Annotated in this window: 17 protein-coding genes; 10 read left to right on the top strand and 7 right to left on the bottom strand. The window is 37.5% G+C overall.

Going from position 1 to position 15,305, the window contains the following annotated elements; genetic code table 11:
* Positions 1-12: 12 nt before the first annotated feature.
* Both ACE198_RS14575 and ACE198_RS14570 read right to left on the bottom strand, forming a co-directional pair.
* Entirely contained in the window at positions 13-1,266 is a 1,254-nt protein-coding gene (locus ACE198_RS14575) for an ABC transporter permease (RefSeq protein ID WP_375376037.1), read from the bottom strand.
* Positions 1,259-2,158, bottom strand: a complete 900-nt coding sequence (locus ACE198_RS14570; protein ID WP_251456572.1) for an ABC transporter ATP-binding protein — start codon at positions 2,156-2,158, stop codon at positions 1,259-1,261. Before ACE198_RS14570 ends, ACE198_RS14575 begins: the two co-directional genes overlap by 8 nt.
* A gap of 124 nt (positions 2,159-2,282) precedes the next feature.
* Here ACE198_RS14570 and ACE198_RS14565 point away from each other — a divergent pair, with 124 nt between their 5' ends.
* Positions 2,283-2,468, top strand: a complete 186-nt coding sequence (locus ACE198_RS14565; RefSeq protein ID WP_251456573.1) for a YhzD family protein — start codon at positions 2,283-2,285, stop codon at positions 2,466-2,468.
* A 66-nt stretch (positions 2,469-2,534) separates the two neighbouring features.
* On the opposite strand, the gene ACE198_RS14560 is transcribed toward ACE198_RS14565, so the two are convergent.
* The 3 genes from ACE198_RS14560 to ACE198_RS14550 form a co-directional block, all read right to left on the bottom strand.
* Positions 2,535-3,326 carry an enoyl-CoA hydratase gene (locus ACE198_RS14560; protein ID WP_251456575.1) on the bottom strand — a complete coding sequence of 264 codons (792 nt, stop codon included), beginning with the start codon at positions 3,324-3,326 and terminating at the stop codon, positions 2,535-2,537.
* 150 nt (positions 3,327-3,476) lie between these two features.
* Positions 3,477-4,346 (bottom strand): Cof-type HAD-IIB family hydrolase, encoded by an 870-nt coding sequence (locus tag ACE198_RS14555; protein WP_251456577.1) that lies wholly within the window; start codon positions 4,344-4,346, stop codon positions 3,477-3,479.
* A 122-nt stretch (positions 4,347-4,468) separates the two neighbouring features.
* Positions 4,469-4,816 (bottom strand): YlbF/YmcA family competence regulator, encoded by a 348-nt coding sequence (locus tag ACE198_RS14550; RefSeq protein WP_098572159.1) that lies wholly within the window; start codon positions 4,814-4,816, stop codon positions 4,469-4,471.
* Between the two features lie 176 nt (positions 4,817-4,992).
* Between ACE198_RS14550 and ACE198_RS14545 the strand changes: the two genes are divergently transcribed.
* The 8 genes from ACE198_RS14545 (at position 4,993) to ACE198_RS14510 (ending at position 12,664) form a co-directional block, all read left to right on the top strand.
* On the top strand, positions 4,993-6,375 hold the full coding sequence (locus tag ACE198_RS14545) for a YheC/YheD family endospore coat-associated protein (RefSeq protein WP_375376036.1): 1,383 nt from the start codon (positions 4,993-4,995) through the stop codon (positions 6,373-6,375).
* A 1-nt stretch (position 6,376) separates the two neighbouring features.
* Positions 6,377-7,480, top strand: coding sequence for a YheC/YheD family endospore coat-associated protein (locus ACE198_RS14540; RefSeq protein WP_251456581.1), 1,104 nt, complete (start codon positions 6,377-6,379; stop codon positions 7,478-7,480).
* A complete protein-coding gene (locus ACE198_RS14535) occupies positions 7,458-8,822 on the top strand; it encodes a YheC/YheD family endospore coat-associated protein (protein WP_375376035.1) in 1,365 nt (454 codons plus the stop codon). The genes ACE198_RS14540 and ACE198_RS14535 overlap by 23 nt, the downstream gene beginning before the upstream one ends.
* A complete protein-coding gene (locus tag ACE198_RS14530; RefSeq protein ID WP_375376034.1) occupies positions 8,819-9,865 on the top strand; it encodes a YheC/YheD family endospore coat-associated protein in 1,047 nt (348 codons plus the stop codon). The genes ACE198_RS14535 and ACE198_RS14530 overlap by 4 nt, the downstream gene beginning before the upstream one ends.
* A gap of 74 nt (positions 9,866-9,939) precedes the next feature.
* Positions 9,940-10,149 carry a YheE family protein gene (locus tag ACE198_RS14525; RefSeq protein WP_251456587.1) on the top strand — a complete coding sequence of 70 codons (210 nt, stop codon included), beginning with the start codon at positions 9,940-9,942 and terminating at the stop codon, positions 10,147-10,149.
* An 82-nt stretch (positions 10,150-10,231) separates the two neighbouring features.
* Positions 10,232-10,423: a hypothetical protein gene (locus ACE198_RS14520; RefSeq protein WP_098572153.1), complete on the top strand. Its 192-nt coding sequence runs from the start codon at positions 10,232-10,234 to the stop codon at positions 10,421-10,423.
* A 124-nt stretch (positions 10,424-10,547) separates the two neighbouring features.
* Positions 10,548-11,459: a helix-turn-helix domain-containing protein gene (locus tag ACE198_RS14515; protein WP_251456589.1), complete on the top strand. Its 912-nt coding sequence runs from the start codon at positions 10,548-10,550 to the stop codon at positions 11,457-11,459.
* A gap of 104 nt (positions 11,460-11,563) precedes the next feature.
* Positions 11,564-12,664, top strand: coding sequence for an ABC transporter ATP-binding protein (locus ACE198_RS14510; protein WP_098572151.1), 1,101 nt, complete (start codon positions 11,564-11,566; stop codon positions 12,662-12,664).
* Between the two features lie 80 nt (positions 12,665-12,744).
* Here ACE198_RS14510 and ACE198_RS14505 read toward each other — a convergent pair whose 3' ends face one another.
* On the bottom strand, positions 12,745-12,987 hold the full coding sequence (locus ACE198_RS14505) for a hypothetical protein (RefSeq protein ID WP_026566045.1): 243 nt from the start codon (positions 12,985-12,987) through the stop codon (positions 12,745-12,747).
* Between the two features lie 358 nt (positions 12,988-13,345).
* Between ACE198_RS14505 and ACE198_RS14500 the strand changes: the two genes are divergently transcribed.
* The gene (locus tag ACE198_RS14500) at positions 13,346-13,549 is read left to right on the top strand and encodes an alpha/beta-type small acid-soluble spore protein (RefSeq protein WP_026566044.1); all 204 of its coding nucleotides are present in this window, start codon (positions 13,346-13,348) and stop codon (positions 13,547-13,549) included.
* A gap of 72 nt (positions 13,550-13,621) precedes the next feature.
* Here ACE198_RS14500 and fumC read toward each other — a convergent pair whose 3' ends face one another.
* Positions 13,622-15,004 (bottom strand): class II fumarate hydratase, encoded by a 1,383-nt coding sequence (fumC, locus tag ACE198_RS14495; protein WP_375376033.1) that lies wholly within the window; start codon positions 15,002-15,004, stop codon positions 13,622-13,624.
* Positions 15,005-15,305: the final 301 nt, after the last annotated feature.

Here is a 15,305-nt window from a genome sequence, read left to right as displayed (position 1 = left end):
TCTTTTCCTGCCTTATTCGTTCTTTGTCAGCTGTAATGCTTTTTTTATATCTTTAAAGGAATTGGATTGTCCATACATTAAAACACCACCCCGATATACTCGAGCGCCAAATATAGCTAAGAAAACAATCGTTGCGACTAAGATAGCAATTCCTGCAATTGCTTCCCAGACTGGAATGGTCAACATTCCTACCCGCAGAAACATAATCATTGGTGTAAAGAACGGGATGAAAGAGGTCACCGTTATGAACGGAGCATCCGGCTTTCCTAAGCCAAACATAGCAATCATAAACCCAGCGACAACAAGCATAGTCATTGGTGTAATCATTTGTTGAACATCTTCAATTCTGCTGACAAGTGAGCCGAGAAATGCGGCAAGTGTGGCATAAAGAAAATAGCCAAGAATAAAGAAAACAACCGCGTAAATAATCGTTCCCAAAGGGATATTATCAAAACCATAAACACCGAAAAATCCTTCTTTTAAGGTTTCCATATTTTGTTTTAGAGAGAAATAACCTACGGACAGAAATACAGCGAGCTGTGTCAGACTTAATAAACCGATTCCAATTATTTTTGCAAACATCTGTTTAATTGGAGAAACACTTGAAATTAAAATTTCCATCACTCTAGACGACTTTTCTGTTGCTACTTCCATCGCAATCATATTAGCGTACATTATTACTGAAAAATAGATGATAAAGAGCAAGACATAAACCAGACCGCGTGCCTGATTCAGTTCCTCTTCCGTTTTTGCATTCTTCTCAAGAGCAATTTTCTTAAAAGACACTGGTTCATAGAGCTTTTCGAGCTGAACAGGAGTCAATTGAATTTGTGAAGCCGCCAGCATGGTTTTTACTTGCTGAAGACTCGTTTGAAGATCAGTAAACAGGGATGAATCAGCAATACTCTTGGCCTTATAAGTAGCTATCGGAAGTCTTTCATCATTTAAACCAAGAAGAACAATTCCTTGGTAAGTTCCTTTTTCAACTGCTTTTTCTGCCTCTGCTTCACTGCCCTGGAAAATTGTCAAGTTAATATCTTTATTAATTGCCCTAACTTGTTTATTGAATGGATCAAAAAGTTGACCTGTTTCATCAAGCACAGCCACATTTTCTTTCCCATCATTTTTATCGAAGATAGCAATGATATTAGTTAGGTTGGTTAAGACCAAGACAATAACGATTGTTAAAAGGGTTGTGATGATGAAGGATTTTGTTTTTATTTTATTAATATAGGTGTGGAACAAAATAATCCAAAAACTATTCATATGAATCACCTACTTTTTCTATAAAAATATCATTTAATGATGGTTCTTCCAGGGCAAACTTCCGGATAAACCCTTGGCTGACAATTTCCTTAAGTATTTTTTCAGCTATGTACTCTCCTTCAATTTGCAGGTGAATTCCTTCCATAGTTGGTTTTGACCTTACGACTCCAGGATAATTTTTCAAGAAATCTAATGGAAAATCGGCATGGATCACAAGGTTCTTTTTCCCAAAGGAACGCTTGATTTCTTTTAATGAACCATGGACGACTGGGCTTCCTTTGTGCAAGATACAAAGATGTTCACACATTTCCTCGACATGTTCCATTCTATGGCTTGAGAAAACGATAGTCGCCCCATCCTCTTTCAGAGATAGCACAGCCTCCTTTAGCATTTCCACATTTACTGGGTCAAGACCGCTAAATGGCTCATCCAATATTAGTAATTTAGGTTTATGTACGACGGCAGCAATGAATTGTATTTTCTGTTGATTACCTTTGGAAAGCTCCTCAACTTTTTTATTTTCATATTCAGGAATTTTGAATCGTTCAAGCCATGATTTTAATTCCGAAAGTGCCTGAGATTTTTGCATTCCTCTTAATCTGGCTAAATAGACGATTTGGTCACGAACCTTTAATTTCGGATACAAACCTCTTTCTTCAGGAAGATAGCCAACCAAATGACTGGTGGAATAGTCAATCGGTTTCCCGTCCCAAGTAATCTTACCACCGCTAGTGTCCAGTAATCCTAAGATCATTCGGAAGGTCGTTGTTTTCCCTGCACCATTAGCCCCTAAAAAGCCAAACATTTCTTTTTCAGGAATCACTAAAGACAAGTCATTCACAGCTGTAAAATTCCCGAATCGTTTCCTGACATGTTCAAGTTTCAGAACCATTTCACACACTCCTCTCCCTCTTACATACGAATTTAACAAATTTTGGTTTCATTTATTTTTTGCGCAATTTTAGTAATTATGTGAAAATAGATTAATAACATGATTCTTTTAAGGGGTTGTTGATATGAAAACGTATAAATTAACTGCTTTTGAAAGCAATGGGGAAAAAATTTTAGATGAATCCTTCCAGGCTGAACATGATGATGAGGCAAAAGAATTAGGCCAAAAATTGTTAGCAGAAAAAAACTTATTAGAACGTACACATCGATGCTCCTCACCAAGCGGTAAGCTATTACTCTTTCATTCTTAATAATGAAAGCGCTATAAACAGGAAAAGGATATCAAAAAAAAGCAAAGAAGCCGCGGGCTTCTTTGTTTATTTACCAATAAATCTGGGTGGTCTTTTTTCGATAAATGCCCTTATTCCTTCTTGGTGATCAATGGTTTCTCGCATTTTTTGCTGTGAATGTTTTTCTAATTCTAAGATTTTTAATAAGTAAGGACGATTCATATCAGCTAAAATCTTTTTCGTTTTAATCATCGCCTGAACGGGTCTCCGTAACCAATCTGAAATTCTAGCATCTAATGTCTCCTGAAGATTGACTGCCGCTACTTCTTCAATTAATCCTAACTTTAACGCTTCATCAGCATCCATCATTTTCCCGTCCCAGATTAGTTGTTTCGCTTTCGTCTCTCCTAACTTTTTCTCTAAGAAGAAATGAGCACCGCCATCTGGAATCAGACCAATCCCTATAAAATTCATTGCTAGCTTACTATTTTTATCAGCAATAATATGGTCAGTTGCTAGCGCAAGGCTAAACCCCAAGCCGGCAGCTGGACCTGTAACAGCACTTATAGTAAGTTTAGGCATGCTATAAAGAGTAACAATTAGTTCACTAATACTGTCCATTACAGGATAGAAATCACTTTCGCTCGAGTTTGAAAACATGGTTTTAATATCGCCCCCTGCTGAAAAGCCTCTTCCTTTTCCCGTTAGAACGACAATATCAATTTCATCCGACTCGCTAATTTCCTTCAGTTTACATACTAACCCCCTAATCATTTCTGTATCCATGGCATTTAATGACTCAGGTCTGTTCATTTCTATTGTCGCCATACGCCCTGTAACTTTTACATTCACCTTATTTGTTATAAAGTTTAACGACACGAGAAAACCCTCCCTCCAATTCAATCAATTCCATTATAAATGGAATTGAGGACATAAATATAGGTAAGTTTTTTAAAAATAGTGAATTTTCTATCCCATTAATTCAAAAAAAGACATCAACGGCCATTCACCGTTGATATCTTTTTTGGGCTATTTTTTAATAATATTCATCCTTCTTAAAAACTCAATTGGCTGTTGTTTTCTAAAGTGTTCTTTTACCATATAGGCAACACCTTGTTCGTTCTGTGACCGTGTCACCCAATCTGATGCTTTCTTCACTTCAAAATCCGCATTCCACATCGATACACCAAGGCCTGCAGCTTCAAGCAATGGAATATCATCAATCCCATCTCCAATATAGACGATTTCTTTTCTTTGAATCCCTAATTGGCTTGCAAGGTATGATAAACCCGATAATTTTGAAACACCGGTTGGGACAATATCCAAACGTAAAGCATCTAGTTGAATTAATTCAATCTCAGTATACATTTTTTGAAGTGCTTTTTTCGCATCCTGAAGGTCACTTTCTTCTTCAAAATAAACTTCTATCTTCGGAGGGCTCACTGGCTGGTCATGTAGATACTCTGTTAGTGACGACACGAATTGCTGCGAATAAAAAACAGGATCCCCTGAGGTAAAAACAGTTTTTGCCAACAAATTATTATTCAATTTTAATTTATTCGCTAATGAAAATTGTTCGTGGACAAGACGAATTTGACACGGCAGCGCCTCTAAAAAGCTGACTGTATCATAGGTAATTTGTTCACCAATCCTTTTCACATAGATTGGTTTGTCCTCAGAACTTGCAATAAATGCACCTTGATGGGTAATGAGAGGTGATTTTATTTTTAATGCTTTGGCTACTTTTCTTGTGGAAGGAAAGCTCCGCGATGTGACAAGCGTGACATAAATACCCTTTTGCTGAACATAATCAATAGCCTCTTTTGTGGATTTATGGATTTTTCCATTTGTTTGAAGAAGTGTGCCATCAATATTTAAAGCAAGCAAGCGATAAATCATTCCGTTGCCCCCTGTTCTTGGTGAAATAGCCTTTATAACACTTTTATGATTTTTTAGGCATTTGTAGAACAGAGCTAAAAAAGAAAAAGCCTTCGGTTAATACCGTAGGCTCGTATTTCAATTTACATTTTTCCGTATAGGTCTTCAAGAGGCTTCATAATTACTTTGTTTAACTCGCCAATAACCATGCTCATCCGTTGTTCTGCTTGCATTAACCTAGCAATTTTTTCATTTTGCTGTACTAGTCCTACAGTTGATTGTGCTTGCGCAATTTCTTGTTCAGAGATATTCTGCCCCATCATCTGTTTCTGTTGCAAGTCTAATTGGATTTTGCGAAACTGATCAAACATTTGTTTTGCAGCTGGGTCTGCGTTCACTTCTTTATAAGCTTGCTGTAGTTGTGTGTATTCATCACTTTGACGAATAGCTGTTTCTAACGCATAGGCGGAATCATATAGATTAACTGCCATTGGTATCCACTCCTTTTTATTCACGCTTTTCAATCCGAATCAACTATAACAAACTATTCACCAAAATGCGAGAATGTTAAAATCACCATCTCGAATAGTGTTACATACATTACTATATCAACTAATGCCCATAAGGAAAAAATGGTTCCAATATAGATAGAAATCGGGGAATGTCTATGCCTTTTCCATTAACTCAGGTTACCATAAAAGCAAGAACACCTAAAAATAAGAATGACAGCATAGTAAAAATATCCACCCACTTGTTTACTAGTTTGGGATTAAATAAGAAACTTCAATTAAATATTAAGTTAGGGAAAAAGTCGATCCAAACTGCAATCCAACCAGTAGACCTGGACCCTAAAAATTTGATCCTTATTCCTGAAAATATTCTCAAGAATTTTTGCCTGCCCACCCAGAGTTATAAATTTCAAGCCATCTATCGGGATGAACTTCTAACACTCGAACTCGGACCTGTGATTGGACTAGTAACAGATTTCCCCTCCACTAAACAAGAAGAACCACATTTTCGTACTATTCATGCTTTTTGCGAGGAACTACATCATGGAATTACTGAAATAGGCGGCTTTTTTTATGTTTTTTCATATGAGGAATTTTTAAATCAAGGTTATTATCTTATCAATGGAAAATGGAGATCGTTTGAGCATCCAATACCGGATGTGATTTACAATCGTATCCATTCCCGTAAACTTGAACAATCTGTCCCATTTAAACAATTTCGTAAAAGACTTGAAACCATGATGATTCCTTTGTTTAATGAACGTTTCCTATCAAAATGGGAAGTATATAATCAAATATTTCAAGAAAAACACCTCCTGCACTTCTTACCTAAAACAAAAATTTACACAAAAGAGCATCTGTATGAACTTACCGACGAATGTGAAACAGTTTTTATAAAGCCGGTTCATGGCAGCCAAGGAAGAAATATTATCAAGTTAAAAAAAGAAGATAATAACCGCTGCACTTTACAAACCTCGATTGCAACACTTAACGACAACTCTAGCCATCAATACTCCTTAGACGAAATACACAACCTAATCAAGCCTATTCTCCATAATCGTTTTTATATTATTCAACAAGGTATTGAATTATTGGCGTATGACTCATGTTCCATGGACTTTCGGGTACTATGTCACAAAAATCTGAACAACCATTGGCAAGTTACCTCAATTGTGGCAAGGATAGCTGCAAAAGATGAGTTCGTTTCAAATATTGCCAGAGGTGGAAAGATGCTTAGACCCTTAGAGGTTCTGCGAACTTGTCTTGGACCCAAGAACGCTTTAGAGGTGCTTACACATATGAAAGAATTAGCAGTGGAAACAGCGTCGACTATTAGTAACTCACAAACAGGAATAACAGGTGAACTTGGCATCGATATTGGCATAGACCAAAACGGAAAGCCGTGGATTATTGAGGTAAACTCTAAACCCTCGAAAAACTTTGAAGATGGATTAGGAAAAATTAGACCATCTGCGAAAGCACTTATTCAATTTTGTACACTGCTTGCATTCGATACGACTTTTATAAAGGAGGACTCGTGATTTGATTGCCTTTGGAATAATGACCATACGTTTTGACAGTGAGCAGTCCTATATCAACGACATAGCAAACCTTGCAGAACCCTGTGGGATAGAATGCTATCGCTTCTCCCCCGCCAATATAAATCCACTTACATTAAAAGTAAAAGGAAAAAAATTCATTTCACAAACAAAATCCTGGGTAGATAAGGAGTTTCCTATTCCAACTATTATCTATGATCGTTGTTTTTACGGGGATGATGACTACTCCAAGCAGTGCATTCCGATTGTATCTTGGCTCAAGAACAGACCAGATATAACCTTTTTAGGATATGGACTTCCTAATAAACTGGAACTCTATGAGGTATTAAAAAGTACAGTTTTATCAGCTTATTTGCCCCCAACTCAGGCAGTTTCTAGTACTAACATCGTGTTAAATGAATTAATATCCAAGAAAAGAATAATTTTAAAGCCAATTAATGGCTCTCAAGGAAATGGTATTTACTATTTGAAAAAAAACAACAAATCCTTTCATGTTAAAACAGAAAAAAACAAGAATATTATCTCAAGAATATTCCCAAATGAAACCAAACTTAATAAATGGCTGCAACCACTAATTAACAAACGTCCCTACCTAATGCAGCCGTATTTAGAATTATCAAATGATGACCTGAAGCCATTTGACATTAGGATCCTCTTACAGAAAGGGATCGAGGGAAAATGGGGAGAAATGGGCAGAGGGGTTCGAGTCGGAAGTACCGGGGGAATCCTTTCCAATTTAAGTGCTGGTGGTTCAATTGTTCCTTATTTGGATTGGGCAGCCTCTTTTTTACCTGCAAAAAAGGAATACATCCATCAGGAATTAGAGTACATTCTTTCTAATCTTCCACCTATACTTGAAAATGCTTTTTTACCATTATTTGAAATCGGCATCGATATCGGAATTGCAAAAGATGAATCTATTTGGATTCTGGATATCAATTCGAAGCCCGGTAGAAAGGTCATCCTTCATACACAACCAAACGTAAAGGAGACATTAACCCTTGCCCCTTTGCTTTATGGGAAGCAGATAAGTCAAATGGATTTAAAAGAAAGGAAGAGCTATTATGAGAAAACATTATCTCATTGAAATTGCTCAAAATGATCAATTAGTAGTTTTCTGTCCTCCTGCAATACTAAGAGAAAAAGAGTTATCACGAATTGCCTTTGGTTCAAGATCAATAGAAGTTGATTTTATCCCACATCCTGATCAAGATGATCGGATTTCAATCAGCCGGGAAATTCAAAAAGCACTTCAATTTCCAAGTTTCAACATTCCACTTCATGTTTTCTTATCTAACCAAAGTCTAATTATCGGTCCACTTATAGGTATTTTTACAGCAGGATTTACTTCCCTGCCATTTGAACCGATTGGCGATCGAACCCAGTTTTTCTCAAAACTACTATCGGTTAATAAAATGGTGGGCGCCTTACCATTTGTGTTTGGAGAACAGCATATTAATTGGGATCTTGGATGCATTGAAGGTTATTTTTATCATAATAACGGTTGGGAAACGGTTGATATTCCCTTTCCGAATGTTATTTATGATCGACTTCCAAATCGAAGAAGTGAAAATAACCCAAGATTAATAAAAGTGAAAGAGCGATTGCAAAAAGAGTACCTTATCCCTTGGTATAATCCTGGATTTTTCAACAAACTCGAAATTCATGAAAGACTTATTCAAGATGAAACCGTGTCTAATCTCCTTCCAGATACATTACCATTTACATCCTTCTCATCTATCGAAACGATGCTTTCAACCTATGGTCATGTTTTTATTAAACCTAAGAATGGCAGTCTCGGCTTAGGGGTTCACCAAATTATTTACGACAAACACACCGATGATTATTATTGTCGATACCAAGATAAAAGCAATGTAAACCGTCTGAGAAAATTCTCGAGTTTAGAAAGCTTGATGGGAAACGTATTTGCAAATCAATCTCTTGAAAAAATGCTAGTACAACAAGGGATTAATTTAATCCGCACCGAATCCCGCTCTATTGATTTTAGAGTCCACACCAATAAAGATGATATGGGAAATTGGCATGTATCTGCGATTGCAGCGAAGATAGCAGGACCTGGCAGCGTAACCACCCATTCAAGAAGCGGTGGAGATATTAAGACAATGGAAGAGATTTTTTCCAACGAGGAAAGTTCACTATATACAAAGAAACTTTCCAACGCCGCATTGCTTTTAAGCGGCTCAATCGATCGGCATGTAGAAGGAATAATTGGTGAGATTGGATTTGATTTAGGTATCGATCGAAATGGAGAAGTTTGGCTCTTCGAAGCAAATTCCAAGCCTGGAAGAACCATCTTTACTCATCCTGAATTAGAGGAATTTGATTTGCTAACACGAAAATTATCAATGGCATTTGCCGTCTTTCTTACCGAACAATCCTTACTACATCCAGTGGAGTTAATCCAATGAGGACCAATTATCCAGGCCCTCTGGTTGGAATTATGACATCAAGAAAAGCGGATGGTTCTATCGCCGGTAATGGCCCGCTTTTTATTGCATTACAAAAAAAGCTTATTTCACACAAAGGAATAAGCTTTGTTTTTATACCAGAGGATGCAGGTATAAACCATATAACAGGCTATACCTTTTTACCTGAACAAAATCACTGGATAAAAGAAAAATTTCGCTACCCCGACATTGTATATAACCGGATCCCCTTCCGAAAGGCAGAACAAAACGAAGAATGTCAACAATTTTTTTCTATTTTAAAGGAGAAGAATATCCCATATTTCAATCCATGTTTTATTGATAAATTTGAGCTCTATGAGGTGTTTAAAAAACATCCATCCCTGAAAACGTTCCTGCCAGAAACCATCCCTATCCGCGGAAAAATGGACTTATTCATATTTCAAAAGAAGCATAAGAGCATTTATTTAAAACCTTCCCAATCCTCCAAAGGAAAAGGAATTTTCCGCTTAAAGCTAACTAGTGCTACTGGACTTCAATTAGACGGGATACACCAGCATGAACTTTTTAAATCCTTTGATCATTTTTGGGATAAACACGGTGTGGCATTGTTGGCAAAAAATTACTTAGCACAAGAGGAAATAAAATCAGCCAAGTACAAGGGGAATCGCTTCGATTTTCGTATCCTCGCCCACGGAGCAGACAGTGGTTACACTGTAACAGGAGTTGGAATTCGGCAATCACAGACACAGGATATTACAACCCATATTCCAGCCGGAGGCAGACTCCTGCCCTATGAAAATTTACAAACTAAGGAGCATGATCGTTTTATTGAAGCAATTGTTCCTGAAATCGGAACGGCACTGTCCGATCGATTTGGCTATTTCGGAGAGTTTTCAATTGATGCGGGAGTAAGTATGACTGGCCAGTACTATATTTACGAGGTAAATTCCAAACCAATGAGATTTGATGAAGAGGAAATTGAGGAAAAGAAAATCGAACAACTTTGCCGCATTTTCCTCCAACTCTCCAATTATAAAAACTGACAGAAAATTCATATTTAAATATTCTCCCAAACCAGTTAAGCTATAGGTAAGAATATTAAAGGGAGGATTTCGCGATGATCTTGCACTTTCAATTAAAACCATTATTTGAAAACAAAAATATACCCGGCTGGAATTTTTCCTTTTATCATAAAAAGCAGCGGGTGACGGGAATTTATCACCAAACAGGGAAAATAGAATGGACTACAAATGTGCCTGAACAGGATGAGATTGAGGCATTATCAAGCCAAATCCATGAACTAATGCTTTACCATGTATATGAATAATCGATATTTTGAATGACCATCGTGCATGAAAACTTGTCTTTTCCGCAAAACTAAATATAGTTTTGGGAAAGGAATGATAAGGATGGACAAAGGAAAAAGCATGGGTACGGATGCAGGATCTGCATATGAGGGCAGAGATAAAGTGTTTATGGATGTTGACCGAATGATTAACGAAGGAATGTCCGGCGGGTCAGTGCATTCCCGCCAGGAGTCAACTAATATCGAAGAAGCCCGTGACCTTCAAGAAGAACAACCGCCCTATGAATGCGATTGATACCAACAACCATAATAAAGGCTAGCCGAATTAACCTTGGCTAGCCTTTATTATTTATTAGGTTAAGTAACTACTGATATAATGTTAGATGTCACTAAAAAACTTTAAAATGGGGAAATCAAAAATGCTAAGAAAATTATTGTCTATTTATGAAAATTCCATTTTGTTTCCCGATCAACCAATTACTCATTCAGAACAGTTGTATGTATTTTTCAGCGAGATGGAAAAAGAATGGATTGGCATTCCAAAATCTGAGGTAACTGAAAAGGAATTAACCCTCCTTCAGACGATTTATCAATTAGTTGAGAATCCATCAAGTGTCCAAAGTTCTGTTACCCAAGGATGGGATGCGTATTTATTAGAGGATGGTCCTCCCCCTTCTTATCATGCTGAGACAAACCTTAGGTTCATTCAATTTCAGATTAACGGAGATGATACGAATCAATTTGAGATTGAGTCCGCATTAAAGGGATTCTTTACTGAAGGAGTTATAATCATCTGGGAGAACAAAAGACGAGGAATTATTATTGAAGAGGCCACAATAGTCTCACTTACGGAAGAAGAATTGATTTCTATGTCAGAAACTTTAGAAAGTGACTTTTATGTCAAAATCGCTTTTTTTGTTGGAAAGTTTAATTCTTTTCACGACCAACTTCGGTCAAAGTTCCTGCTTGAGAAAGAATTTTTTTCCTTTGGCCTGATCAATCTTGTCTCCCTTATGAATATTTTTACATATGAACGGGTTCTTCCTGCATATGTGGCATATCACTTGCCGATGGATTTGAAACCAAAGATCCATCAAGGAATATTCGAAGTTTTTAATGATGAGCCTGAGATGTATTCGACCATTAAAGTTTTTCTTGAAAATAATTTAAATGCCAGTTTAACGGCAAAAAAGTTATACATCCACCGAAATACACTCCAGTATCGAATTGATAAATTTATTGATAAGTCTGGAATCCAATTAAAGGATTTTTACGGGGCCTTTACAGTCTTTTTAGCTTGTCTTCTATTTGAACAAAGTCAAAAAAGGTAACAAAGTGCCCAAAAAAGCGTTTTCATTCTTTGTGCAGTCTGTCCATACCTATTTTCTTCTGCTGCTTGTAAACTATTACTAACAAGATAAAGGGAGGAATTACAATGGCTGAGTTAAAATTAGATCATATTTATAAAATTTATGATAATAAAGTAACAGCTGTACAAGACTTCAATTTACATATTGAAGATAAGGAATTTATCGTGTTTGTTGGACCATCAGGGTGCGGGAAATCTACTACACTTCGAATGATTGCTGGTCTTGAAGATATTTCTAAAGGTGATTTCTACATTGATGGTAAAAGAGTAAACGATGTAGCTCCAAAAGATCGTGATATCGCGATGGTTTTCCAAAACTATGCCCTTTATCCACATATGACTGTTTATGATAACATGGCGTTTGGCTTAAAACTTCGCAAATTTCCAAAAGATGAAATTGATCGCCGTGTAAAAGACGCAGCAAAAATTCTTGGTTTAGAAGCTTACTTAACTCGTAAACCTAAGGCACTTTCAGGTGGACAACGCCAGCGTGTAGCATTAGGCCGTGCGATTGTACGTGATGCAAAAGTATTCTTAATGGATGAACCATTATCAAACCTTGATGCAAAGCTTCGTGTTCAAATGCGTGCAGAAATTGCTAAACTTCACCGCCGCTTAGATACTACTACAATCTATGTAACACATGACCAGACTGAAGCGATGACAATGGCAACACGTCTTGTCGTTATGAAAGATGGAATCATTCAGCAAGTTGGTTCACCTAAAGAAGTTTATGAAAAGCCAGAAAATGTTTTTGTTGGCGGCTTTATCGGATCCCCTGCGATGAATTTCTTTACCGGAAAACTAGAGGATGGAAAATTCGTCATTGGAAATTCTTCGCTTGCTGTTCCAGAAGGAAAAATGAAATATCTGCGCGAGCAAGGATATGTTGGAAAATCAATCATCCTAGGTACACGACCAGAAGATATTCATGATGAGCCAGTTTTCATTGATGCATCGGCTGGATCAAAAATTAAAGCTCAAGTAGATGTTGCCGAGTTAACTGGGGCAGAATTAATGATCTATTCCAGCATTGGCGGCCAAGATTTCGTAGCCCGCGTTGACTCTCGTGGAGATATTCATCCTGGCGATTCATTAGAACTAGCATTTGATATGAATAAGGCACATTTCTTTGATGAAGAAACAGAATCAAGAATCCGCCCGTAATATATAAAGTGGAAGCCCCGCTGGGCGCTTCATCTGGATTCAGAGAATATGGACAAGTAAGCCTCGCTTGGTAGCGAGGCTTATTCTTTTATAAAAAATACTTCCTCTAGATGACAAGCAGGACATCGATACACATGGGGGCACTTATGACCTGAATTTGTATCAGGATATCCATCTTCCATCTTCATTAGGTCTATCTCCATATATGGACTATAATCATCATAAAAATCCATTAGACGACCACTTTCCATCATAGGTTCACCGCAATTTGTACATAATAAATAGGCCTCACGAAAACCATTACATACTGGGCATTCAGACATTCCATTCACCCTTTTGTTTATTTGATAACCTTAGTTTGTGTTAACTTACATGCCCTATGTAACGGAATAAATTACCAATTAATTTCCCGAATAAGTCTTTCTGTTTTAATCATAATAAGTATTACAAAGCAAGCAACCATTCAACAACACGATGGATGAAACCAAGAAGGGTATTAGCCGGTGCAAGTCCGACTCATCCAGCCAAAACAAAAGTTTTATGAATGTATCTCCAATTTGTAGAAAGTTTATCAAAGTATTATTGATAACATGGGTTAGGCCTAGGCGGCGATGGTTTAATCTCCATTATGGTTCAACTCCATACTGACCCCAAATTTATTAAGAGGAGTGTTATTCAACTATGGCAAGTAACAACAACTCTAATCAACTTCTAGTACCAGGTGTCGAGCAAGCTCTTAGTCAAATGAAGTATGAAATTGCTTCAGAATTTGGTGTAAATCTTGGTGCAGACACTACTTCACGTGCCAACGGATCTGTTGGTGGAGAAATTACAAAACGTCTAGTAGCAATGGCTGAGTCTCAACTTGGCGGATTCCAACGCTAATATTTAGTAATCTGAGTAAATACAAATAAATATTATGGCTAAGCCCCTTCCACTTGGAAGGGGCTTTCAATTTTATATCATATTTTCTGGTTTAACCCATTGGGAAAACTGTTCTTCCGTAAGATGACCTAATTTTATTGCTGCTTCCTTTAAGGAACCATTTTCTTTGAAAGCTAATTTGGCAATTTCCGCTGCCTTTTCATAGCCAATATGAGGGTTTAATGCTGTAACAAGCATCAATGAGCGATTCAAATGTTCTTTAAGAATCTCTTCATTAGCCTGAAGACCTACAGCACAATTTTTATTAAAGGATCTTATACCATCTGAAAGAAGTCTAACCGATTGGATAAAATTATTAATAATAATTGGTTTAAAGACATTTAACTCGAAATTCCCTTGACTCGCTGCAAAAGCAATAGCGGCATCATTTCCAAAAACCTGACACGTTATCATTGTCAAGGCCTCACTTTGGGTTGGGTTGACCTTACCTGGCATAATGGAACTTCCGGGCTCATTCGCAGGAATGCTAAGTTCACCAATCCCACTGCGTGGTCCGCTTGCAAGCCAGCGGACATCATTAGCAATTTTCATTAAATCAGCAGCCAAAGCTTTAAGTGCACCATGTACATGCACAATCTCATCGTGACTGGTTAAAGCATGAAATTTATTTTCTGAGGACCGAAATGGATATCCTGTAAATATAGAAATTTGCTCAGCCACCATGTCACCAAATAATGGGGGTGCGTTGATTCCTGTTCCAACTGCCGTTCCTCCAATCGCCAAATCAAGCAGATATTGGCTTGCCTCTTTTATCATCTTTTCACATTTCTCTAGCATCCACCTCCACCCGCTAATCTCTTGTCCCAGTGTCAGTGGTGTTGCATCCTGTAAATGTGTTCTTCCGATTTTAATGATTTTAGAGAAATCCTTTTCCTTTTGGAGGAGTGTATGTTTAAGTTCTGATATTGCCGGAAGAAGTTCTTCTACGATTTTTTGATATGCAGCAATATGCATGGCTGTTGGGAAGGTATCGTTAGAGCTTTGCGACATATTGACATCATCATTTGGATGGATTTTTTCATGCCCAACACCTAGGTCCTTTAAATATTCATTTGCCCTGTTGGCTATCACTTCATTTACATTCATGTTGGATTGAGTCCCACTACCCGTCTGCCAGACCACTAATGGGAAATGTTCATCCATATCTCCTGCAAGAATAGAATCACATACTTTTTGAATCGCCTTCATTTTATTTTCACTTAGTTTTCCTAATTGGAAATTTACTTTGGCTGCTGCTTTTTTAATAAAAACCAAGCCATATATTAATTCCAACGGCATCTTTTCTGAGCCAATTTTAAAATTCTCCTTGCTCCGTTGTGTTTGCGCACCCCAATATTTCTCAAGAGGCACACGAACCTCACCGAGCGTATCCTTTTCAATTCGATAATTCTCCACTTATCAACACACCTCACAAATTCATATACTTCAATATATATACCCATTCCTATCTATTTTATTAAAGTAAGTAGGGCTGTAATCAAAAAACTGCAGACAATAGTCTGCAGTTCAGACTGTCGACAAATCCGAAGGATTTCGGGTTTTAAATTGACAGTCTTTTTTGTTTGGCTACATTAAACTAGTCTGTTGATTTCCGTTCCAGGCGGCTTCGCTTTCCGCGGGCGGTTCGGGGAGCCTCCTCGGCGCTTTCAGCGCCTGCGGGGTCTCCCCTGTCCCGTACTCCCGCAGGAGTCTTCGC

The organism is Neobacillus sp. KR4-4 (genome assembly GCF_042136325.1).
GTDB lineage: Bacteria > Bacillota > Bacilli > Bacillales > Cytobacillaceae > Neobacillus.
The sequence above is the reverse complement of the archived record's forward strand: the minus strand, read 5'-3'. Positions and strand labels throughout refer to the sequence as shown.

Excerpts from the sequence above, each read along its gene's own strand:
- ACE198_RS14530 (WP_375376034.1), top strand. The coding sequence starts at position 8,819 with ATGAGGACCAATTATCCAGGCCCTCTGGTTGGAATTATGACATCAAGA.
- ACE198_RS14505 (WP_026566045.1), bottom strand. The coding sequence starts at position 12,987 with ATGTCTGAATGCCCAGTATGTAATGGTTTTCGTGAGGCCTATTTATTA.
- ACE198_RS14515 (WP_251456589.1), top strand. The coding sequence starts at position 10,548 with ATGCTAAGAAAATTATTGTCTATTTATGAAAATTCCATTTTGTTTCCC.
- ACE198_RS14500 (WP_026566044.1), top strand. The coding sequence starts at position 13,346 with ATGGCAAGTAACAACAACTCTAATCAACTTCTAGTACCAGGTGTCGAG.
- ACE198_RS14510 (WP_098572151.1), top strand. The coding sequence starts at position 11,564 with ATGGCTGAGTTAAAATTAGATCATATTTATAAAATTTATGATAATAAA.
- ACE198_RS14545 (WP_375376036.1), top strand. The coding sequence starts at position 4,993 with ATGCCTTTTCCATTAACTCAGGTTACCATAAAAGCAAGAACACCTAAA.
- ACE198_RS14570 (WP_251456572.1), bottom strand. The coding sequence starts at position 2,158 with ATGGTTCTGAAACTTGAACATGTCAGGAAACGATTCGGGAATTTTACA.
- ACE198_RS14520 (WP_098572153.1), top strand. The coding sequence starts at position 10,232 with ATGGACAAAGGAAAAAGCATGGGTACGGATGCAGGATCTGCATATGAG.
- ACE198_RS14565 (WP_251456573.1), top strand. The coding sequence starts at position 2,283 with ATGAAAACGTATAAATTAACTGCTTTTGAAAGCAATGGGGAAAAAATT.
- ACE198_RS14555 (WP_251456577.1), bottom strand. The coding sequence starts at position 4,346 with ATGATTTATCGCTTGCTTGCTTTAAATATTGATGGCACACTTCTTCAA.
- ACE198_RS14535 (WP_375376035.1), top strand. The coding sequence starts at position 7,458 with ATGAGAAAACATTATCTCATTGAAATTGCTCAAAATGATCAATTAGTA.
- ACE198_RS14550 (WP_098572159.1), bottom strand. The coding sequence starts at position 4,816 with ATGGCAGTTAATCTATATGATTCCGCCTATGCGTTAGAAACAGCTATT.
- ACE198_RS14575 (WP_375376037.1), bottom strand. The coding sequence starts at position 1,266 with ATGAATAGTTTTTGGATTATTTTGTTCCACACCTATATTAATAAAATA.
- ACE198_RS14525 (WP_251456587.1), top strand. The coding sequence starts at position 9,940 with ATGATCTTGCACTTTCAATTAAAACCATTATTTGAAAACAAAAATATA.